Source organism: Amycolatopsis sp. NPDC057786 (assembly GCF_042797905.1).
In the GTDB taxonomy this organism is placed as follows: domain Bacteria; phylum Actinomycetota; class Actinomycetes; order Mycobacteriales; family Pseudonocardiaceae; genus Amycolatopsis.
Genome location: NZ_JBHVKW010000055.1, coordinates 1 through 21320 on the forward strand (window position 1 = coordinate 1; position 21320 = coordinate 21320).

General features: G+C 69.1%; 22 protein-coding genes. 17 read left to right on the forward strand and 5 right to left on the reverse strand.

Annotation, left to right across the window (positions count from 1 at the left end; all coding sequences use genetic code 11):
- The first annotated feature begins 20 nt into the window (after positions 1-20).
- From ACFVM3_RS25185 to folK, 7 genes are all read left to right on the forward strand, one after another.
- Positions 21-815, forward strand: a complete 795-nt coding sequence (locus tag ACFVM3_RS25185) for an ESX secretion-associated protein EspG (protein ID WP_378442352.1) — start codon at positions 21-23, stop codon at positions 813-815.
- 198 nt (positions 816-1013) lie between these two features.
- Positions 1014-1847, forward strand: a complete 834-nt coding sequence (locus ACFVM3_RS25190) for an ESX secretion-associated protein EspG (RefSeq protein WP_378442278.1) — start codon at positions 1014-1016, stop codon at positions 1845-1847.
- A gap of 189 nt (positions 1848-2036) precedes the next feature.
- Positions 2037-4454 (forward strand): ATP-dependent zinc metalloprotease FtsH, encoded by a 2418-nt coding sequence (ftsH, locus tag ACFVM3_RS25195; RefSeq protein WP_378442280.1) that lies wholly within the window; start codon positions 2037-2039, stop codon positions 4452-4454.
- Positions 4423-5037, forward strand: a complete 615-nt coding sequence (gene folE, locus ACFVM3_RS25200; RefSeq protein ID WP_378442282.1) for a GTP cyclohydrolase I FolE — start codon at positions 4423-4425, stop codon at positions 5035-5037. Before ftsH ends, folE begins: the two co-directional genes overlap by 32 nt.
- The gene (folP, locus tag ACFVM3_RS25205) at positions 5034-5876 is read left to right on the forward strand and encodes a dihydropteroate synthase (protein WP_378442283.1); all 843 of its coding nucleotides are present in this window, start codon (positions 5034-5036) and stop codon (positions 5874-5876) included. Before folE ends, folP begins: the two co-directional genes overlap by 4 nt.
- Positions 5869-6228, forward strand: a complete 360-nt coding sequence (gene folB, locus ACFVM3_RS25210; protein WP_020632060.1) for a dihydroneopterin aldolase — start codon at positions 5869-5871, stop codon at positions 6226-6228. Before folP ends, folB begins: the two co-directional genes overlap by 8 nt.
- Positions 6225-6713 (forward strand): 2-amino-4-hydroxy-6-hydroxymethyldihydropteridine diphosphokinase, encoded by a 489-nt coding sequence (gene folK / locus ACFVM3_RS25215; RefSeq protein ID WP_378442285.1) that lies wholly within the window; start codon positions 6225-6227, stop codon positions 6711-6713. The genes folB and folK overlap by 4 nt, the downstream gene beginning before the upstream one ends.
- 329 nt (positions 6714-7042) lie before the next feature.
- Here folK and ACFVM3_RS25220 read toward each other — a convergent pair whose 3' ends face one another.
- Positions 7043-7984: a MerR family transcriptional regulator gene (locus ACFVM3_RS25220; RefSeq protein WP_378442287.1), complete on the reverse strand. Its 942-nt coding sequence runs from the start codon at positions 7982-7984 to the stop codon at positions 7043-7045.
- A 60-nt stretch (positions 7985-8044) separates the two neighbouring features.
- Here ACFVM3_RS25220 and ACFVM3_RS25225 point away from each other — a divergent pair, with 60 nt between their 5' ends.
- The 7 genes from ACFVM3_RS25225 (at position 8045) to ACFVM3_RS25255 (ending at position 15032) form a co-directional block, all read left to right on the forward strand.
- Positions 8045-8506 (forward strand): DUF3180 domain-containing protein, encoded by a 462-nt coding sequence (locus ACFVM3_RS25225; RefSeq protein ID WP_378442289.1) that lies wholly within the window; start codon positions 8045-8047, stop codon positions 8504-8506.
- 69 nt (positions 8507-8575) lie between these two features.
- Entirely contained in the window at positions 8576-10567 is a 1992-nt protein-coding gene (locus tag ACFVM3_RS25230; protein WP_378442291.1) for a DUF6779 domain-containing protein, read from the forward strand.
- Between the two features lie 28 nt (positions 10568-10595).
- On the forward strand, positions 10596-11765 hold the full coding sequence (locus ACFVM3_RS25235) for a PrsW family intramembrane metalloprotease (RefSeq protein WP_378442293.1): 1170 nt from the start codon (positions 10596-10598) through the stop codon (positions 11763-11765).
- A 135-nt stretch (positions 11766-11900) separates the two neighbouring features.
- Positions 11901-12827, forward strand: coding sequence for a Rossmann-like and DUF2520 domain-containing protein (locus ACFVM3_RS25240; RefSeq protein ID WP_378442354.1), 927 nt, complete (start codon positions 11901-11903; stop codon positions 12825-12827).
- A complete protein-coding gene (gene panC / locus ACFVM3_RS25245; protein ID WP_378442294.1) occupies positions 12824-13732 on the forward strand; it encodes a pantoate--beta-alanine ligase in 909 nt (302 codons plus the stop codon). Before ACFVM3_RS25240 ends, panC begins: the two co-directional genes overlap by 4 nt.
- A 12-nt stretch (positions 13733-13744) precedes the next feature.
- Entirely contained in the window at positions 13745-14239 is a 495-nt protein-coding gene (gene panD, locus ACFVM3_RS25250; RefSeq protein ID WP_016337767.1) for an aspartate 1-decarboxylase, read from the forward strand.
- A gap of 4 nt (positions 14240-14243) precedes the next feature.
- Entirely contained in the window at positions 14244-15032 is a 789-nt protein-coding gene (locus tag ACFVM3_RS25255) for a type III pantothenate kinase (protein ID WP_378442296.1), read from the forward strand.
- Positions 15033-15127: 95 nt separating this feature from the next.
- Here ACFVM3_RS25255 and ACFVM3_RS25260 read toward each other — a convergent pair whose 3' ends face one another.
- Complete coding sequence (locus tag ACFVM3_RS25260; RefSeq protein WP_378442298.1) at positions 15128-15889, reverse strand: class I SAM-dependent methyltransferase; 762 nt, start codon at positions 15887-15889, stop codon at positions 15128-15130.
- Positions 15886-16662: a class I SAM-dependent methyltransferase gene (locus ACFVM3_RS25265; protein ID WP_378442300.1), complete on the reverse strand. Its 777-nt coding sequence runs from the start codon at positions 16660-16662 to the stop codon at positions 15886-15888. Before ACFVM3_RS25265 ends, ACFVM3_RS25260 begins: the two co-directional genes overlap by 4 nt.
- Before the next feature lie 96 nt (positions 16663-16758).
- Here ACFVM3_RS25265 and lysS point away from each other — a divergent pair, with 96 nt between their 5' ends.
- Together lysS and ACFVM3_RS25275 are read left to right on the forward strand one after the other, a co-directional pair.
- Complete coding sequence (gene lysS, locus ACFVM3_RS25270; RefSeq protein ID WP_378442302.1) at positions 16759-18270, forward strand: lysine--tRNA ligase; 1512 nt, start codon at positions 16759-16761, stop codon at positions 18268-18270.
- 151 nt (positions 18271-18421) lie between these two features.
- On the forward strand, positions 18422-18775 hold the full coding sequence (locus tag ACFVM3_RS25275) for an Lsr2 family protein (protein ID WP_005165380.1): 354 nt from the start codon (positions 18422-18424) through the stop codon (positions 18773-18775).
- A 6-nt stretch (positions 18776-18781) separates the two neighbouring features.
- Here ACFVM3_RS25275 and ACFVM3_RS25280 read toward each other — a convergent pair whose 3' ends face one another.
- Positions 18782-19621: a DUF6597 domain-containing transcriptional factor gene (locus ACFVM3_RS25280; protein WP_378442304.1), complete on the reverse strand. Its 840-nt coding sequence runs from the start codon at positions 19619-19621 to the stop codon at positions 18782-18784.
- An 82-nt stretch (positions 19622-19703) separates the two neighbouring features.
- Here ACFVM3_RS25280 and ACFVM3_RS25285 point away from each other — a divergent pair, with 82 nt between their 5' ends.
- Complete coding sequence (locus tag ACFVM3_RS25285; protein WP_378442306.1) at positions 19704-20285, forward strand: TIGR03086 family metal-binding protein; 582 nt, start codon at positions 19704-19706, stop codon at positions 20283-20285.
- Here ACFVM3_RS25285 and ACFVM3_RS25290 read toward each other — a convergent pair.
- Positions 20282-21100 carry an iron-sulfur protein gene (locus ACFVM3_RS25290; RefSeq protein WP_378442308.1) on the reverse strand — a complete coding sequence of 273 codons (819 nt, stop codon included), beginning with the start codon at positions 21098-21100 and terminating at the stop codon, positions 20282-20284. The two genes, ACFVM3_RS25285 and ACFVM3_RS25290, sit on opposite strands and share 4 nt — an antisense overlap.
- Positions 21101-21320: the final 220 nt, after the last annotated feature.

Genomic DNA, 21320 nt, shown 5'->3' on the forward strand with positions numbered 1-21320 from the left:
GACTTGTTTGGGGGCGGAAGATGGCGAACGGTGACCTGCTCACCCCGGTCGAGCTGGACTTCCTGTGGGAGGGCGCGAACGCCGGAGAGCTGCCGTACCCGCTGCGGCTCCGCTCGCACGGGGCGACCATGGACGAGCGTGCCGCCCTGCGGACGCAGACGCTCCAGTCGCTGAACCAGCGCCGCCTCGCCGACGAGCGCGGACGTCCCGAGCCGCATATCGAGGACTACTTCGGTGTCCTCGCGAGGCCGGACCTGAGCCTGGACTGCGTCCAGCTCAACAATCCCAACACCGAACCGCTGCTCGCGGTCGCGTCGCTACTCGGCGGCCAGGGCCTGCTGACGGTGCAGGACCCGCGCGGTTTCCACTTCCACCCCATCGCCCCGGACGGCCTCGCGAGCGCGATCGTCTCCCTCCTGCCGCCGGGGACGCGCGGTACGGAGAAGTCGATCACCCTCCCGCTGGACGGGCTCGTCGGCGCTTCGGGGGCGGACTTCCTCCAGCGTCGTCAGCCGCAGATCGACGGCTCGGCGACGTCCGACGAGGACCGCAAGGCCCTGTCGAGGCTCCAGGCGCAGCCGCGGCTTCGCGGTGGCCAGTTCGGTGCCAACGCGCGCAGCAAACACGGCACGCGGAGCCGGTCTTCGGTGCTGAGCTGGTTCGACACGCAGTCCGGCCGGTATTTCACCCAGGCCACCCGCGGTTCCGACGGGCGGGACTGGATCACCGTCGCCCCCGCGGACCCGGCGACGCTGCGGCAGCGGCTCACGGAGCTGCTGGGGAAGATCGCTTCCGAAGCCTCGCCCGCGCACTGAGTTTCAGGTCCCTTCGCGTGCAATGAAAGGCTCTTTACTTGCAAAATTTGCAAGTAAAGAGCCTTTCATTGCATCTCCCGGCGCCAGGCCGCGGACGTTTCCCGCATCCGGCCGCCGACCGTCGTACCCCTTCGCTATCGTGAACCTCTGGGCGTCCCGAGGCCCATGAAGCCGAGGTGCCGGGAGGGCACGGAGCACATGCACCAGGAACACTTCACGCCGATGGCGTTCGACTTCCTCTGGGAGTCCGCCGAGCTCGGCGACCTGCCATACCCCTTGCGCGTCCGGTCGCACGGAGCGACCGAGCTCGAACGCCGGGCGCTGCGCCAGCGCGTCGACAACGAACTCCAGGCCCGCGGCATCCGCGACGGCAGGGGAAGGCTGGAGCGGCGGATCGAGGACTGGCTGTACCTCCTCGCCCGCGGTTCGCTGACCATCGACGCGCTGCACATCCCCGAATTCCAGGCCCCGACCGTCGCTGTGCTCGGCGCCACCGACGGCCGCGACGCGGTGATCGCGATCCAGGACCAGTCCGGGATCTGGCTGCGTGAGGCACCCGCCGACGGGCTCCCGACAGCGGTCGTCGACCTGCTGCCCCCCGGACAGCGCGGTTCGGAGGCGTCCGTCACGCTGCCGATCGACGACGCCCGCCGCACCGAGCCGATCCGCGCCGCCATCAACCCGACGAAGCAGGCCGAGGAGCCCGAAGCGGCGAAGCCCCGACGCAAGGACAAGGCGCGCGTCTCGCTCAGTGAACGCATCACCGCGGACCCGCGCGAGGCGTTCGGCAAGCTCACCGGCCAGCCGAGGCTGCGCGGCGGTCAGCTCGCAGCGAACAGCCGGTCCCACGTGGGCGCCAAGCAGCGGTCACGGGTCCTCGGCTGGTTCGACACCGCCAGCGGACGCTATCTCAGCACGTCACAGGCCGGTCCGGACGGACGCGAGTGGGTCACCGTCTCGCCCGCCGACGTCAAGACACTCCGGATGCGGCTGGGTGAAATGGCCGCCGGTGTGGCGGTGGACACACGCTAGGGCTCCGCTCCGGGAACCCTCGCGCGACGTCCGCCGTTTACGTCCGAGAGGCTCACCACCCTCATCCGTCCAGGCGGGCGGTATCCTGAGGGGCGGGTGTCGGAGCACCATGGGTCGTCAAGATCGTGATGGCGGGTATCACAGGAGCCGCCCAACCAGGAAGGGTCGAGGCCACCAGGGCCGAGTCGTATGAACCGGAAGAGCGTGCTCAAGAACCCAGTGCTCTGGATTCTCGCGGCGGTACTGGCGTTTCTCGCATACAACACGATCTTCGACAGTGATCGTGGCTACACCCAGGTGCCGATCTCGATCGCGAACCAGCAGATCACCGCGAACAACGTCAAGGAAGCCTCGCAAGAGGACAAGGAGCAGCAGATCAAGCTGCTGCTGAACAAGAAGATCGAGGTCGACGGCCAGCAGGTCGACCAGATCATCGCGCAGTACCCGGCGAACGTCGCGGGCACCATCTACGGCCAGCTCATCGGCCTGAAGAGCGGTGACAACCCGGTCAAGTTCACCACCAAGGTCACCCAGCAGAACGTCCTCACCCAGATCCTGATCTTCGCGATCCCGCTGGCGCTCGTGCTCGGCCTGCTGATGTGGATGATGAACAACGCGCAGGGCGGCGGGAACCGCGTCCTCAACTTCGGCAAGTCGAAGGCCAAGCAGCTCAACAAGGACATGCCCAAGACGACCTTCGGCGACGTCGCGGGCGCCGACGAGGCCGTCGAAGAGCTGTACGAGATCAAGGACTTCCTGCAGAACCCGGCGCGCTACCAGGCGCTCGGCGCGAAGATCCCCAAGGGCGTCCTGCTCTACGGGCCGCCCGGTACCGGTAAGACGCTGCTCGCGCGAGCCGTCGCCGGCGAGGCGGGCGTGCCGTTCTACACGATCTCCGGTTCCGACTTCGTCGAGATGTTCGTCGGTGTCGGCGCCTCGCGAGTCCGCGATCTGTTCGAGCAGGCCAAGCAGAACGCGCCCTGCATCATCTTCGTCGACGAGATCGACGCGGTCGGCCGCCAGCGCGGCGCCGGCCTCGGCGGCGGCCATGACGAACGCGAGCAGACGCTGAACCAGCTGCTCGTCGAGATGGACGGCTTCGACGCGCGCGGCGGCATCATCCTGATCGCCGCGACCAACCGCCCCGACATCCTCGACCCGGCGCTCCTGCGCCCCGGCCGCTTCGACCGCCAGATCCCGGTGTCCGCGCCGGACATGCGCGGCCGCAAGGCGATCCTCGAGGTGCACGCCAAGGGCAAGCCGATCGCGCAGGGCACCGACCTGAGCAGCCTCGCCAAGCGAACCGTCGGCATGTCCGGCGCGGACCTGGCGAACGTGCTCAACGAGGCCGCGCTCCTCACCGCCCGTCAGAACGGGCACGTGATCACCGACGCCGCGCTGGAGGAGTCCGTCGACCGTGTCGTCGGCGGCCCCGCCCGCAAGAGCCGGATCATCTCCGAGAAGGAGAAGAAGATCACGGCCTACCACGAGGGCGGGCACGCGCTCGCCGCGTGGGCGATGCCGGATATCGAGCCGGTCTACAAGCTGACGATCCTGCCGCGCGGGCGCACCGGCGGTCACGCCCTGCTCGTCCCGGAGGACGACAAGGAGTTGATGACCCGCTCGGAGATGATCGGGCGCCTGGTCTTCGCGATGGGCGGCCGGACGGCGGAGGAGCTCGTCTTCCACGAGCCCACCACCGGTGCCTCCTCCGACATCGAGCAGGCGACGAAGATCGCCCGCGCGATGGTCACCGAGTACGGTATGAGCGCACGGCTCGGCGCGGTCAAGTACGGCCAGGAGCAGGGCGACCCGTTCCTCGGCCGCTCGGCGGGCCGCCAGGCGGACTACTCGCTCGAGGTCGCGCACGAGATCGACGAGGAGGTGCGCAAGCTCATCGAGACCGCGCACACCGAGGCGTGGCACGTGCTGAGCACCTACCGCGACGTGCTGGACGAGCTGGTCATCGAGCTCCTCGAAAAGGAGACGCTGACCCGCAAGGACCTCGAGCGGATCTTCGCGACCGTCGAGAAGCGCCCGCACATCACCATCTTCAACGAGTTCGGCGACCGCAAGCCGTCCGACAAGCCGCCGATCAAGACCCCCGGCGAGCTGGCCATGGAGCGCGGCGAGCCGTGGCCTCCGCCGGAGGAGAAGAAGGAACAGCCGGTGCTGCAGCCGGCGCCGACCCCGGTCGGCACCGCGCAGGGCGGCGGCGACCTTCCCGGTGGCCCGCCGTACGCGCAGCCCGCTCCGCCGCCGGACCCGAACGCGAACCCGTACGCTCCGCCGCCGCCGGGCGCCTACCCCAACGGTGGTCGCCCCAACGGTGGGCCGAACGGCACCGCTCACTGGCCCCAGGCATATGGTGGTCAGCAGCCGGGCGGTCCGGCAGGCGGTTACCAGGGTGGGCCCGTTGGCGGCCCGCCGAACTACGGGGCTCCTCCCGGATGGACCCCGGCCACGCAGCCGGGCGGCCAGCCGAACCAGCCCTGGCGTCCCGCCGAAGACCGCCCGCGTGACGGCTGGTTCGCTGACCAGCCCGGCGGTCAGCAGGACGAAGGACAGCAACGGCGTGACGACGGACAGGACGACACCAAGCGGTAACGGCGCAAGCCCGGTCTTCGACCAGGACCGGGCCGAGAAGGCCGTACGCGAACTCCTGCTCGCCTGTGGTGAGGACCCGGACCGGGACGGTCTCTTGGAGACCCCGGCCCGGGTCGCTCGCGCTTACCGGGAAATGTTCGCCGGGCTCTACACCGAACCGGACCACGTCCTGGACCGCACGTTCGACGAGGCACACGAAGAACTCGTGCTGGTGACGGACATTCCGCTGTTTTCGGTATGTGAACACCATTTGGTGCCCTTCCACGGTGTCGCCCACGTCGGTTACATCCCGAACAGCCATGGCAAGGTCACCGGCCTGTCCAAACTGGCCCGCCTCGTCGATCTCTACGCCAAGCGCCCGCAGGTCCAGGAACGCCTCACCTCCCAGGTCGCCGACGCGCTCATGCGCAAACTCGAGCCCCGCGGCGCGATCGTCGTGGTCGAGGCCGAGCATCTCTGCATGGCCATGCGCGGCATCCGCAAGCCCGGCGCGAGGACGACGACGTCCGCCGTGCGCGGGCTGCTGCAGACTTCGGCGTCCTCGCGGGCGGAGGCGCTGGATCTGATCAAGGGCCGTCGATGACCGCCCTGCCCCGGCCCGGCCGGTGCGCGGTGATGGGCATTCTGAACGTCACCCCGGATTCCTTTTCGGACGGTGGCCGCTACCTCGGTGTCGAGCAGGCGCTGGAGCACGCGCACGAGATGTGGGCGCGCGGCGCGGATCTGATCGACGTCGGCGGGGAGTCGACGCGGCCGGGAGCGTCCCGGGTGGACGCCGAAACCGAGATTTCCCGGATCATGCCGGTGATCCGCGCGCTCGCCGCCGACGGTGTCGCGATGTCCGTGGACACCACGCGGGCCGAGGTCGCCCTCGCCGCGGTCGAGGCCGGCGCGTCCGTCATCAACGACGTCTCCGGTGGGCTGGCCGATCCGAACATGGCGAAGGTCGCCGCCGAGACCGGTGTCCCGTATGTCCTGATGCACTGGCGCGGGCACAGCAAGGACATGAACGCGCTGGCGTCCTATGAGGACGTCGTCGTGGACGTGCGCGCCGAACTGGTGTCCCGAGTGGACGAAGCGCTCGCCGCCGGTGTCGACGGCGGTGCGATCGTGCTCGACCCCGGGCTCGGGTTCGCGAAGAACGCCGAGCACGACTGGGCGTTGCTGAACGGCCTGGATTCCGTTCTGTCACTGGGTTTCCCGGTTCTCGTCGGCGCATCGCGCAAGCGGTTCCTGGGGCGACTTTTGTCCGGAAAGGACGGAAAGCCCGCTCCGCCGGACGGTCGTGAGAACGCGACCGCGGCCGTGTCCGCGCTCGCCGCGGCGGCCGGCGCCTGGGGAGTGCGGGTGCACGAGGTCGGCGCGAGCATCGACGCCGTGACCGTCGCGGCGGCTTGGCGGAAGGGGAGTCCCGTTGTCTGACCGGATCACGTTGACCGGATTGAGGGTCTTCGGCAGGCACGGGGTCTTCGACCACGAGAAGCGGGACGGGCAGGAGTTCGTCGTCGACATCGTGGTGTGGCTGGACCTCGGCCCGGCCGCCGCGTCCGACGATCTGACCAAGACGCTGCACTACGGCGAACTGGCGGAACTCGCCGCCGGGATCGTGGCGGGCGAGCCGTACGACCTCATCGAGAGTGTCGCCGGGAAGATCGCCGACGAGGTGCTGCGCGACGAGCGGCTGACCGCCGTCGAGGTGACGGTGCACAAGCCGTCCGCGCCCATCCCGCTGAACTTCGACGACGTCGCGGTCACGGTGCGGCGGGAGCGATGAGCCGCGCGCTGCTCTCGCTCGGTTCCAACCTGGGGGACCGGCTCGCGTTCCTTCAGTCCGCCGTCGACGCGGTCCGGCCCGCGGTCGTCGCGGTGTCGTCGGTCTACGAGACCAAGGCGTGGGGTGTCGAGGACCAGCCGGATTTCCTCAACGCCGTCGTCCTGGTCGACGACCCGGCGCGTGATCACTGGGACTGGCTGCGCACCGGGCAGGCCGCCGAGCAGGCGGCGGAGCGCGTGCGCGAACTCCGGTGGGGTCCGCGCACGCTGGATGTCGACATAGTGACCGTGGACGGGGTTCGCTCCGACGACCCCCAGTTGCTGCTTCCGCATCCCGGCACGCCGGAGCGCGCGAGCGTGCTGATCCCCTGGCTGGAGATCGAGCCCGACGCGGTACTTCCCGGCTACGGTCCCGTCGCCGACCTCCTCGCCGCCCGTCCCGCTTCGGACCGTGACTCCGTCCGGCTGACGCGTTTCGTCCTCTGAATGCGGTAGTTCGCGATACGAACCACCGCATCCAGAGGACGAAACGCGCCCTCGCGTTCGGTCCCGGCCCCGGAAGTGGGGGGACTGTGTGGATTTCTGGTCACCTGACGCCCCAAAACCCACACGGTCACGGCCAAGCCCCCAGTGGTTCGTGATGCGAACCACCGCGTTTAGTCGCCTGATTGCGAGGGGCGGCGACCCCGGAGAGGTTGCGAAAGCCACTTTCGCAACCTTCAACGTTGCGAAAGTGGTTTTCGCAACGCCCACCCGGCGCCCGTCGGCCAGGCAATTGGTCGACTAAATGCGGGAGTGGTAGCAAAGGTCCCTTGCTACTTCAGCGCCGAGCGCAGGGCGGCGATGATCCACTCGGCCTGCGCCATCTGTGAGGGGAACGGCGGCCAGCCGTTGATCTTCCCCAGCAGCAGCCAGTACCGCTCGGCGCGCGGGTCGGAGCTGATCGCCATCCCGTCGGTCAGCCGCTTCCGCCAGGCGGGATCGGCCGGGTCCCGGCCGTTCCGCGAAGACTGCGTGAAGATCGTCTCCGCCAGCTCGCGCCCCTCGGCCGAGTCCGGCGCGAGGCCGGCTTCGAGCGCTTCGGTCGCCTTCGCGCTCCACGCCATCCACAGCTCCTGCTGCTTCGCGCCGAAGTCCGCTCCGTCCTGCTTCCGGAGCTGCGAGTGCCACTCGCTCATCCGGCGGATGGACGCGCGGAACTCCTCGTCCTGCACGAGTTCGGCGAACTCGATCCAGGCCTCCAGCTGCTCGGGCGTCGGGTCGTCGGGGAGTTCCGGTTTCGCCGAGCGCATCCGCTCGTAGAACTCCGGGTCCAGTTCGAGCCCCTCGACCATTTCCGCCCAGAACTCGTCGAGCAAACGTTTGCGGTCTTCGTCCGACATCGACGCGAGTTTGTTCATCAGTTCGACCTCCTCCAGTGGTGAGTCCCGTTTGGCCACCGCTCGCAGGACCGCGCGGCGCAGTTCCAGCCGCCGGATCTGCTCGTCCAGGGCGGCGACGTGCTGGACCGCGAGGTCCCCGATGGTCGCTTCCCTGGTCAGCGCCCGCTCCACGTCGGCGAGGCCGAGCCCGAGCTCCCGCAGCGTCCGGACCAGCTCAAGGCGCGCCATCGCGGTGGCGTCGTAGAGCCGGTAGCCGGAGCCGGTGCGGTCGGTCGGCGGCAGGAGCCCCTCGTCGGAGTAGAAGCGGATGGTCTTCACCGGCAGGCCGGTCCGTTTGGCCAGCTCCCCGATGGTGAAAACCGCTGCGGTGCCCATATGCTTCATCGTCGACTCTCCAGTTGGTGGAGAGTCAAGCCTGCCAGGTAGCGTTGGACCATGCACTTCACCCGGCCACGTGAGCTGGCGGTGGCCGGCCTCCTGGGTCTGGTCCTGGCTTATCTGGTCTTCCAGGTCGCCTACGGATCCATCCCCGCGCTCCCGCTCTTCGCCGGAATCACGCTGCTCGTCCTCGCGCTCTGCGAGTTCGTGCTCGCCTTCATCATCCGGTCGCGGATCAAGGAGGGCCGTGTGCTCGCCGCGATCTCCGTCGCCCGATCGGTGGCCCTCGCCAAGGCCTCTTCGCTCGCCGGATCCGCCATGACGGGCGCCTGGCTCGCGGCTTTCGCGTATCTTTTTCCGCGACGTGACGAACTCCTCGCGGCGAGCGGCGATCTCCGCTCGGCGACGGTCGGGATCGTCAGCTCGGCGGCGCTGGTAGCTGCGGCTTTATGGCTCGAACACTGCTGCCGGACCCCCGAGGGCGGTGATCGGGACAGCGATCCCGAGCCGACCGGTTAACGCTCGGGAGCCACCGCTCGAAGTACCGACTAGGTCTCGTTCGGATTACTAGAAGGTACGGTGTTGGGCATGACCGGGGTGGGTGACGACTCGCGCGGCCGCCTTGCGGGTAGGCCGTGGCTTGTCGTCGGCTTGGTTCTCGCCGTCGGCGCGACTCTCGCATTGGTGCTTTCCGACGACCTCCGCTACTTGCGTCTGGGGATCGTCGCGGCGCTGTGGGCCGCCTTGATCGGCGCGTTCCTGGCGGTCCGCTACCGCAAGCACGTGTCACAGAGCGAGGACGCCGTCGCCGAGGCGCAGGCCGTCTACGAGCTGGAACTGGAACGCGAGATCGCCGCCCGCCGCGAGTTCGAGCTCGAAATCGAGGCGGAGACCCGGCAGGCCGCCGAGAGCCGCTCCCAGGAGGAGCTCGAAGCGCTCAGAGCCGAGGTGAGCGCTCTGCGTGAAAGCCTCCAGTCGCTCTTCGGCGGCGAGGTTCTCCTCGAACGCGTCGCGCTCACCGCGCAGGCCACCCGGATGCGGTCCCTCGACAACAAGCAGCTGATGAGCGCGGGGTCCGAGAACGGCAACGGAAAACCCCAGCTCATGGCGGCCAAGAGCACCACGATCGACGTCGACGAGCGTGACCGCGACCGCCCGACCGAGATGATCGACCGCGTCCTCGAACCCGCTTCCGCGCGGGCCGGGACGCCGCCCGCCGCTCGCCGTAAACCGTCGAACGGCCAGGTCAACGGCACCAACGGCTACGGCCAGAACAATCAGGTCCAGCGGCCGAAGCCGGTCGACGAGTCGACTCGCCGCAGTATGCGCAAGGCGGACGCCCGCGCCTCGAAGGCGGCCGAAGCGCTCGCCGCCGAAGCCGCCCGTCGTGAGCGGATGGAGCTGTCGAACCCCGGGATGTCGCCCGCCGAGGTCTCCCGGCCGATGCCGAGGGTCGACGCCCAGCGCAAGACCCCGCCGCCGGTGACCCCCGCCGAGGTGTCCCGCCCGTCCATGCCGGGGGTGTCGCGCTCCGAGGTCTCGCAGCCGTCGATGCCCACCGTCGCCCGGCAGCCCCAGCGCAACGAACCGCCCCGCCGCCCGCAGCAGACTTCGCTGCAGCAGCGGCTCGACGCCGGCACCGTGCAGCGTCCTCCCGCGACGCGGCCCGACGAGCAGACCCGGAAGCAGACGCCGCCGGTGAAGCCCCCCGTGCAGGCGAAGCCGGTGAAGAAGGTCGAGCCGGACCGTCCCCGCCCGAACCGCGAGCTCGGCCTGACCCGCCCCGGTATGAAGCCGGTCGAGCGGTCCCGTCCGGCCGGAGGCACGCCGCCGCCCGCGAACAAGCCCGCCGCGCCGGAGCCGATGGAGGCCACCGGCGAGTGGAAGCCGTCGTGGACGCAGGAGCGCCCGGTCTCCGACCTGAGCGCCGCGTTCCCCAGGAAGGACGACTTCCAGGACCGGCTGCGTCCCAAGCCCCAGCAGCCGCAGCCCTCGACGTCCCTGCCCCGGCCGGAACCGCGTCCCGAGCCGAGGCCGGAGCCGCGCCGTGAGCCGGAGCCGCCGACCCCGCCGTCGATCCCGGCCGTGTCCGAACCGCCTCGCCGGGCCGAGCCCGTGCGGAAGCCGGAGCCGGAACCGGTGCGTCGTCCGGCGGCCGAGGCGCCGTCGCGGCACGGTTCGCCGCCCGCCGAGGAGCCGCCCGCGGTCAACCCGACGCTGCCCGAAGAGATCCGCCTGGCGCAGAACGGCGGCGGTGGACGCCGTCGTCGCGCGGCGGAAGACTCCTCGGTTTCGCTCACCCCGGCCCCGAACGTTCCCGAGCCCACCGGCGGCGGCCGTCGCCGCCGTCCGGACGGGGAGCCCCCGGCCTGGCAGAGCACCGAGTCCACCGGCGGCCGTCACGGCGGCAGGCGGGCGAAGCCGGACGACGAGGAGCCGTCCCGCAACGGGTCTTCGCACAGCCGTCCGGAGGACTCCGCCGCGGGTTCCCACGCGTCCGGCCGGTCGGTGATGGATCTGCTCGCCGCCAACGGCGCGAACGAATCCACTCCGCGGCGCAGGCGGCGCGCCGAAGACTGATCGCGTACCGACGGTAGGGTGACCCGCTGTGAGCGAGCCTTCCTCCCCGGCGCCCGGCCCCGACCGGATCCGCCGGTCTCGGTCGATCACCGTGCTGCTGCCGGTGCTCGGGCTGATCGCCGTCGCGCTGTGCGGACTGTTCGTCTTCGGCACGGTGACCGAAAAGGTCGGCCCGCTCGCGGTGGGGATCGGCGTGCTCGCGGCGCTGGTGCCGGTCGCCGTGGTGGTCACCGCGTTCCTGTGGGTCGACCGCTGGGAACCGGAACCGCCGAAGCTCCTGCTGCTGGCCTTCGTCTGGGGCGCGTGTGTCGCGACGATCATCGCGCTGCTGCTCAACAGTGGTGCCGAGGCCGTCGGTGAACTGCTGCTCGGCACGGGCGCCGGCAGCAAGATCAGCGGCCTGGTCTCCGCGCCGCTGGTCGAGGAGGCCGCGAAGGCCGCTTTCATCCTGCTGCTGTGGTGGCGCCGCCCGATCGAGTTCGACGGCGTCGTGGACGGCATCGTCTACGCCGGGTTCACCGCGGCGGGTTTCGCCTTCACCGAGAACATCTATTACTTCGGCCGTGCCTTCGCCGAGCACGGTTTCGGCGACGGCACGAGCGCCGGTGTGCTCGCGGCGTTCTTCCTCCGCGGCGTGCTCTCGCCGTTCACCCATCCGCTGTTCGCCGTCATGACCGGGATCGGGCTCGGCATCGCCGCGAGCAGCAAGGTGCGCTCGCTGCGGGTCCTGGCGCCGATCGGCGGCTACGTGGTCGCGGTGCTGCTGCACGCGCTGTGGAACGGTGCCGCGTTGCTCGGCGGCGCGAAGACCTTCCTGAACGTCTACTTCCTGATCATGGTGCCGTTGTTCATCGGGGTCTTCTCGGTGGTGGTGATGCAGCGACGCCGTGAGCAGCGGATCGTCGCGGCGGCGCTGCCCATGATGGTCGACGCGCGCTGGATCGCCCCGACCGAGGTCGCGCTGCTGGCCAGCCTCTCCGGACGGCGGTCGTGGCGGAAACAGGCGCGGAAGCAGTCGGGGCGGGAGGCGGCGAAGGCCGTCGGCCGGTACCAGGCCAGCGTGACCGAGCTCGCGTTCCTGAGGCGCGGACGGAAGCTCACCGACGACGCGAAACAGCGGCAACGTGAGCTGCTCCAGGTGCTCAAGACGTCGCGGGCCGAGGCCGTGCGGCTGGCCGACGGCGCGCCGCGCGGATGACCACTGTCAGGTGAAGCTGGTCACGGGGGCCGGTTCAGACCCGTGCCCGAGGGTTACCCTCGCGCCGTCGTCTGGTACCCGCGACCGCAGAGCGGGACTGGAACGAGTTGAGGAGTTTTCGACCATGAGCGTCCACTGGCGCACGCCATGATGAGGCCCGCTCGCCTGGCCGTCGGCGTCGTTTCCGCGGGGCGCGTCGGCAGTGTCGTCGGCGCCGCGCTCACCAGGGCCGGGCACACGGTCGTCGCCGCTTCGGGCCTTTCCAACGCCTCCGTGCGCCGGGCGGAGCAACTGCTCCCCGACGTGCCCCTCCTGCCGCCCGACGAGGTCGCCCGCCGTGCCGACCTGGTCCTGCTGGCCCTTCCGGACGACGCGCTCGCCGGGATGGTGCGCGGTTTCGTCGCCACCGGATCCCTCCGGCCGGGGCAGATCGTCGTGCACACCTCCGGCGCGCACGGAATCGACGTCCTCGCGCCCGCCGCCGAGGCCGGGGCGCTGCCGCTGGCCCTGCACCCCGTGATGACCTTCACCGGCCGCGCCGAAGACCTCGACAGGCTGGCCACCTGCAGCGTCGGTGTCACCGCGACGGAGGGTGACGAAGCGGCGTGGAACGTCGGCGAAGCGCTGACCGTGGAGATGGGCGCGGAGCCCGTCCGGGTCCCTGACGAGGCGCGAGCGCTCTATCACGCGGCGTTGGCGCACGGCGCGAACCACCTGATGACACTGGTCGCCGACTGCGCGGAACTGTTGCGGGAGGCGGGAATCGCCCAGCCCGAACGCCTGGTGGCTCCGTTGTTGTCGGCGGCGTTGGATAATGTTCTGCGACACGGGGACCGGGCGCTGACCGGGCCGGTGGCCCGTGGTGATCTCGGCACCGTGCGTAAGCATCTCGCGGTGCTGGCCGAACGTGGCCCCGACATCGCCCCGAGCTACCGCGCGCTGGCCAAGCGCACGCTGGCGCGCGGCGACGCCGCCGGGCTCCTGGACGCTTCGGCCGCCGCCGAGCTCACCGAAATCCTCAGTGATCCCGCAGATCCCGCCGAAGGGCAGCAAAACCAGTGACCACACCGAAATTCGCCCGAGGCACGCTGCACACCTTCCAGCCGCCCGAGCAGGTCAGCCAGGTGACGCGTGCCCTGCACGGCGTCGGCCGCAAGGTCGCGCTCGTGCCCACGATGGGCGCACTGCACGCGGGGCACCGTGAGCTGATCCGCCGCGCGAAGCGGCTGCCGAACACGGTCGTCGCGACGTCGATCTTCGTGAACCCCCTGCAGTTCGGGGAGGGCGAGGACTTCGAGGCGTACCCGCGTCCGCTGGACAAGGACCTCGAGGTGCTGAAGGAGGACGGCGTCGAGCTGGGCTTCCTGCCCAAGGCGTCGGATCTGTATCCCGACGGGGCCACCATCACGGTGCACCCCGGCGCGCTCGGCGACGAGCTGGAAGGCGCGGTGCGGCCGGGGCATTTCGCCGGCGTGCTGACCGTGGTGGCGAAACTGTTCAACATCGTGCGGCCGGACTACGCCTTCTTCGGGGAGAAGGACTACCAGCAGCTGGTGTTGATCAAGAAGATGGTGCGTGACCTGAACTTCGACACCCGCGTCATCGGGGTGCCGACGGTACGGGAACGCGACGGGCTGGCGTTGTCCTCGCGCAACGTCTACCTGACTCCGGAACAGCGCGAGGACGCGATCGTGTTGTCGGCGGCACTCACCGCGGGTGCCTTCGTCGGACGCGACGGCGCGGAAGCCGTGCTGGCGACCGCCAGGCAGACCCTCGCCGCGCGTCCCGCGGTCGAGGTCGATTATCTGGAATTGAGGGGAACCGACCTCGGGCCCGCGCCCGTGGACGGTGAGGCGCGGTTGCTGATCGCGGCCAGGGTGGGGAGTACCCGGCTGATCGACAACGTCCCGGTGGTGCTCGGCGCCGCCGCGGACCATCCGGAACACGCGCTGGACGCAGGGGAATAGGGAGAGTCCACGATGTACCGCACGATGCTGAAATCGAAGATCCACCGGGCGACGGTCACCCAGGCCGACCTCCACTACGTCGGCTCGGTGACCGTCGACGAGGACCTGATGGACGCGGCGGATCTGCTGCCGGGCGAACAGGTGTCCATTGTGGACGTCACGAACGGCGCGCGGCTCGAAACGTACGTGATCGCGGGCGAACGCGGCAGCGGGGTGCTCGGCATCAACGGTGCCGCGGCGCATCTGGTGCACCCCGGCGATCTGGTGATCCTGATTTCGTACGCGCAGATGGAGAACGCCGAGGCGGCCGCGTTCCGGCCGCGGGTCGTCTTCGTCGACGCGGACAACCGGATCGTCGAGAAGGGCGCCAACCCCGGGCACGCGCCGGAGGGTTCCGGTCTGTTGAGCGGCACCGTGACGCTGGCGGACGACGACACGATGACCTTCCCGGTCGCCGAAACCGCCGACGCCCGCCGTCTCGACGCGCTGCTGCACGCCGAGAGCTGAGCCCTTGCTGCTCACGGTCGACGTCGGCAACACCAACATCGTGCTCGGCCTGTACGCCGGGCAGGACCTGATCGGTGACTGGCGCATGCGCACCGACGCGCGCATGACCGCCGACGAACTCGCGTTGACCATGCGCGGCCTGCTCGGCTCACACGCGGACGCGATCACCGGGATCAGCGCGCTGTCCACGGTTCCCGCGGTGCTGCGGGAGCTGCGCGTCATGCTTTCGCGGTACTACGCCAAAGTGCCGAAGATCGTCGTCGAGCCGGGGGTGCGCACCGGTGTGCCGCTCCTGGTCGACAACCCCAAGGAGGTGGGCGCGGACAGGCTGGTGAACACCCTCGCCGCGCACCATCTGCATCCGGACACCGCTTGTGTGGTGGTGGATTTCGGGACTTCGACCAATGTGGACGCCATCTCCGCCAAGGGCGAGTTCCTCGGCGGCGCCTTCGCGCCCGGCATCGAGATCTCGGTCGACGCGCTGGCCGCGCGGGCCGCGGCGCTGCGCAAGGTCGAACTGGTGCCGCCGCGGTCGGTGATCGGGAAGAACACCGTGGAATGCCTGCAATCCGGCATCCTCTACGGTTTCGCCGGCCAGGTCGACGGGCTGGTGAAGCGGATCAAGCGCGAACTCGCGCCCGGCGGGGCGAAGCCGGTCGCGGTGATCGCGACGGGCGGCCTCGCGCCCCTGGTGCTCGGCGAGTCCGAGACGATCACCGAGCACGTCCCGGATCTGACGCTCCTGGGCCTCCGGCTGGTCTACGAGCGGAACCGCGCCACGTCCCGCGCGTGATCAGAGTCGTAACTCGCGTGATCAGACACGTAACTCGTGAGTTACGCCTTCAATCACGCGAGTTACGTGCCCAATCACGCGAGTCACGCCTTCCGTCACCGGCGTGAGGCGACCATCAGCACCCGCCGCGTCATCAGGTCCTGGTTCCGCAGGGTCTGTTCGAGGCTCGCCCGCAGCTGCGCCGGGTCCTGCCCCGATTCCTCGGCCAATTCCTCCACCCGCGCGAGCGAGAGCTCCATGGTCCGCCGTTGCCGTGCTCGCCAGTCCGGCGTCTCCTCGTAGGTGAGGACGTCGAATCCCGCCGCTTCCAGCAGCGGCCGGTGGTCGGCCACCTGGGGCGGCCGGTTCACCGGCTGCCCGTCGAAGTCCCAGGTCGTGACGAGCAGACGCCCGCCGGGCACGAGGATCCGCGCGAACTCCGCGCAGGCACGCCGCTTGTCGGGCGCGAACAGCAGCGCGTCGACGCTCATCACCGCTTCGAACGACGCGTCGTCCAGTCCGGTGTCCTGAAAACCGCCGGCCAGGAACTCGGTCGCCTCGATGTCCATCGCCTCCGCGCGCCGCCGCGCCGACGCCAGCGCCGTCTCCGCGATGTCGACGCCGGTCAGCGTCGCGTAGGTCCGCGCGGCGACCCACAGCCCGGGGCCGCCGCGCCCGCAGCCGATGTCGGCCAGCCGCCCACCCGGCTCCAGGTGCGCCTCGGCCGCGATGCGGTGCAGGTCGGTCCGGGTCACGAAGCTGTAGGTGTCCAGCTCGGCGGGGTACTCGTCGCCGTACACCTCGGCCCAGATCCGCGCGGACACCGCCGACGCGGGAGCACCGAACGTCGCCGTGAACGTCGCCTTCCAGTCGGTCATCGCTTACGCGCCCGGAAGACGGTGGTGGTGATCGGCAGGTCGAATTCCCCCGAGGCGGTTTCCGGGTGCCGGTCGAGGAATTCCCGCGCCGTGCGAAGTTTGGCTTCGCGTTCCTCCGCCGACGCCACCAGCATGTGCGAATGGGTGGCGAGAGTCGCCACCAGGGTCTCCGCGGTCCTCGACTGTTTGTGGCCGAAGGTCTTCTTCTCGAACGGCTCGAAGGCCTCGTGTTCCGGCAACGATTCGTAGTCGCTCAGCCAGCGCCTGCTCATCGAGGTCTTGATCAACGCGTTCAACTCGGCGAGCCAGCCCGCGGACTCGTCGTCGTCGTGGTTCCACAGCGCGGCCACGACGCCTCCCGGTTTCAGCACCCTGGCCATCTCCGGATACGCCCGGTCGAGGTCGAACCAGTGGACGGCCTGGCCGACGACCACGGCGTCGACGGAACCGCCGGGCAGCGGGATCTCCTCGGCCGTCCCGATGAGCGGGGTCACGGTGGGGAGCGCCTTCTTCAGTTCCGCGAGCATCTGGTCGTCCGGCTCCACCGCGGTGACCTCGACCCCCAGCGCGAGCAGCCCTTCGCTGACCTTGCCGGTCCCGGCCGCGAGATCCAGTACCCGTTCCGGCGCGTGCCGGGCGCCGGCGAGCCCCCAGGCCAGTGCCTTTTCCGGATAGTCCGGCCGATGCGCGGCATAGGCGGCGGCTCTCGCACCGAACGAGGCGGCGCGGCGGGCGTGCAGTTCGGGTTCGATGCCGGGACTCGATGAGTTCACGCGCTCAAGGTTAAAGGACAGAAAACCGGCCGGTCCGGACCCGGAAAAGGTAATCCGGTTGGCGTAGGGAAGCGGCGGGTTCGTACGCTGTGCGCCATGACTGAAATCCCCGCATCCGAGGGCGTGAGCCCCGACGAAGACCTGCCGGAACAGATGCGGGTGCGCCGGGACAAGCGCGACCGGATAATCGCGGAGGGTATCGATCCGTATCCGGTCGAGGTGCCCCGGACGCACTCGCTGGCCGAAGTGCGCGAGAAGCATTCCGGTCTTCCCTCGGACACCGCCACCGGCGAGATCGTGGGCGTCACCGGCCGGGTCATGTTCATGCGGAATACCGGCAAACTGTGTTTCGCGAGTCTCCGTGAAGGCGACGGCACCGAGTTGCAGGCGATGCTCAGCCTCGCGAAGGTCGGCGAGGACGCGCTCGCGGCGTGGAAGTCCGATGTCGATCTCGGTGATCACGTATTCGTCTCCGGCGAGGTCATCACCTCCAAGCGCGGTGAGCTTTCCGTGATGGCGGACTCGTGGCGGATCACGTCGAAAGCATTGCGCCCGTTGCCCGTGGCGCACAAAGATCTCGCCGAGGAAACGCGGATCCGGCAGCGTTATGTCGATCTGATCGTGCGTCCCAAGGCGCGGGACGTGGTCCGTACCCGCGCCGGTGTGCTGCGTTCCCTGCGTGACTCGTTTCACGGCCGGGGATTCCTCGAGGTCGAGACCCCGATGCTGCAAACGCTGCACGGCGGCGCGGCGGCAAGGCCATTCGTCACACATTCGAATGCCTTCGACCTCGACCTCTACTTGAGGATCGCGCCGGAGCTGTACCTCAAGCGTTGTGTGGTCGGCGGTATCGAGAAGGTCTTCGAGATCAACCGGAACTTCCGGAACGAGGGCAGCGACTCGTCGCACTCGCCCGAGTTCGCCATGCTGGAGTACTACGAAGCGTATGCGACCTATGACTCCAACGCGGTGATGACGCGCCAGCTCATCCAGGAGGCGGCGCAGAACGTTCTCGGTACTCAGGTGGTCACTCTCGCCGACGGTTCGGAGTACGACCTGTCCGGCGAGTGGACCACACTCGGAATGTACGAGTCGTTGTCCGAGGCGTTGTCGGAAGAGGTCACTCCCGAGACATCGGCGGACAAGCTGCGTTCCTATGCCGAAGCGCGAGAGCTGGAGCTCGACCCAAAGTTAGGTCATGGCAAACTCGTCGAAGAACTTTGGGAACATCTCGTCGGCGATCATCTCCACGAACCTACTTTTGTCCGTGATTTTCCGGTCGAGACATCCCCGCTGACCAGGCAACATCGCAGCAAGCCGGGGGTCGCCGAGAAGTGGGATCTGTACGTGCGCGGATTCGAACTGGCCACCGGATACTCCGAGCTGGTCGATCCCGTCGTGGAGCGTCAGCGGCTGGTGGAACAGGCTCGGCTGGGCGCGCAGGGCGATAGTGAGGCCATGAACCTGGATGAGGATTTCCTCCGTGCGCTGGAGTACGGAATGCCACCGAGCGGTGGTGTCGGAATGGGGATCGACCGGTTGCTGATGGCGCTGACCGGCCTTGGTATCCGGGAGACCATCCTGTTCCCGCTCGTCCGACCCGAATAACCCGTCCGCGTGACAGATACCTCGATCGTTCTCGTAAACAAGATTTGCGTTATGTCTCGGTAGCGGGTATTAATGTCGCTAGACAAAGTCTTCTGTCCGGGGCATGCCCCGTACCAGATCATTCGTGTAAGCCCCCAGCAGGAGGAAACAGATGGCACAGAAGGTGCTCGTCTCGCTCGTCGACGACCTCGACGGCACCGAGGCGGAAGAGACCGTCGAGTTCGGTTTGGACGGTGTGAGCTACCAGATCGACCTTTCCGCGGAAAACGCGGAAGAGCTTCGTGACGCGCTGGCCCAGTATGTGGAGCACGCCCGCCGTGCGGGTGGCCGTAAGCGCACCGCCATTCGTCCGGTCGCCGGTGTGAAGGCCGCCGCCCGTCCCGCGACCGTGGACCGCGAGCAGAACCAGGCCATTCGCGCCTGGGCCCGCAAGAACGGCTTCCAGGTTTCCGACCGCGGACGTATCCCGTCCGAGGTCGTGGAGGCCTACCACAAGAAGAACTGAGGTCTTTCAGACCTGATGGCCGCCGGGAATCCGTTCCCGGCGGCTTTCTTGTTCTTGTACACGGTTCAAGCGGGCGTACTCGGTGGGCGCCCATCCGGTCACGGAGCGGAAATCCCGGATGAAGTGCGCTTGGTCGCTATAGCCCAGCGCGGTCGCCAGTTCCGCGTAGTCCGGCCGTTCCTCGGCGGCGATCCGTGCCGCCGCGTCGTTCAAGCGGTATACCTGAATCGCCCATTTGGGGGCGGCGCCGACATGTTCGGCGAACAGGCGTTGCAGGCTTCGGTGAGACAGGCCCGTCCGGCTTGACAGCTCGCCGACTCTGGTAATGGCCGGATCGGCCGCGATTGTTTCGACCGCTTCGACGGCCGTCCTGGCCGCGGCGGTCAGCACCGGATCTTTCGCGAGGAGCAGTTCCTCGCAGCGGCGGACCATTTCGAAGTCGTCCGTCGCATTCCGTACCGATTCCGTCACCGATCCGGCACCGGGGAAGAGATCGGTGAGCGGAACGGAACCGCCGGAGATCATCGAGACCGGACCGGTGAGGAATGCCCGGAAAGCCCCCGGCCGGAATCGCACGCCGATACCGTGGTCCGTGCCGGCGACGGTGTAGCGGAAAGGTCGTTTCCCAGGGCCGAACGCGCCTGCCGCGTCGCGGAAGAACGTGACGTTCACCGCGAGATTGGGCAGAACCACCTGTTCATGGGGCGGACGGCCGCTCAGGTCCCAGCGCAACACCCAGTGGTGGTCGACGAACGGGCGCAGCGCAGGCGTGGGGCGATGCCGGACGAGGCTGAACTTCGCCTCCCGCGCGTTGACGATCCCCGCCGGGATCCGGTGCCCGCTCACCGGATCAATCTATGCCGGACACGGCCCAACCCTGTCGTGTTTCTTCAAGACAGCGCACAGGGTTCCGTGAACTCATGCCCTCATGTCCGAACACGCTGCCCTGATCGCCCCCGCCGCCGCGGAATTCACCGCAATCCTGCGCGGGATCGGCGAGTCCGACCTCTCCGCGCGGACGCCGTGCGCCGAATACGACGTCCGCGCGTTGCTGAACCACCTTCTCTACTGGGGCCCCTGGCTCGAAGCCGCCGGGCGCAAGGCCGCGCCGCCCGAGGTGTCCTCCGGCGAGGCCGAGGCGGACCTCGTCGGCGACGAATGGCTCGATGGCATCGAAAAGCAGACCGCGCGCCTCGTGGACGTCTTCGGCGCGCCTGAGGCGTGGCAGGGGCAGACCACCTTCGGCGGCAACCCGATGCCCGCGTCGATGGCGGGGTACATGGTGCTGGACGAGTTCGTCTTCCACGCCTGGGACCTCGCCAGGGCGACCGGCGCGGAGTTCACCGTTCTCCCCGAAGTCGCCGACGCCGTGTACGCCATCGCGCTGGAGATCGGTGATCAGGCGCGTGCGATGAAGGTGTACGGCGAAGAAGTGACCGTCGCGGATGACGCGACGACGTTCGAGCGCGCCTTGGGCGCGACGGGACGTGATCCCGGCTGGAGGCCTTAACGAACTCTCGGGCAGCCGACGCACTCCGATTCCGCGGGAAGCAGATAGTTGTAGCAGCAGCTTTCGCGGTTTCTCATCCACTCGCGGCGCCCGTCGGCTCCCATGGCCTGCGTCAGCTTCGACGGCGATGTCAGCGGCGGGAACCGGGCTTCGAGGACCAAAGCGGCGTCCGCGACGCCGGCGCACTCGGATTCCGGTGTCCCGCCCAGCCGTCCCGCCGACCACAGCGCGTTGTCGAGCGCGTCCGTGGCGGCCGCCCACAACTGCCGCCGCCCCAGCCTCGTCAGCGGGCCGTAGACGTCGATGAACCGGCTCGCGTGGGCGACGAACCTGCCCCGCAGCACCGTCGCCAGCGTCCGCTCGTCCGGGACCACGACGGCACCCGGATGCGCGGAGTCCGGGTCGGTCGGCAGACAGTGGAAACCGTCACCGAGGACGGCGACGGAGTCGGGATGGGGCCGGTCGGCGCCGATATGGAACGCCAGCGCGGACGGCGCCAGCGACGGGACGCGGCGGCCGTGGTGGAGCAGCATCGCGCCGGCGAAGGCCGGGACGTGCAGGTACCAGGACACGATCCACTTCGCCGGGGTCCGTTCGGGGATCCGGGCCGCCTCCGGGTACGTCTCGGCCAGCCAGCGGGCGAGCCGCTCCCGCCACCGCACGAGCCGGTCCGGTTCGCCGAGCAGGTCGCCGCAACGGACCCAGCCCGGTTCGTCCGCCGGGACGTCAAGGCGGAGGCGGGCGTCCTCGGGCATCCTGGAGAGGGAGGCCCGGAGTCCGCCTTCGGGTGACGCGAGCGTCCGAAGATGTGACACGCCGCCCTCCCGTCATTAGGTACGGCTAACCTTACATACGATCGTGACTACTCCGGACGGGTGTCCATCCACTGGGCGGGCCCGTGTTCGCGCTCAGCGGACAACGCTCGTCCGGCGGAATCCGGGCGCGCCTTCGCACGTTGGGCTTGACGTAAAGGTGCAGGGCAACCGGAAGATGAAAGAGCGCACGGCCGGAGAACGGCCGGGGCGCGAACGGGCC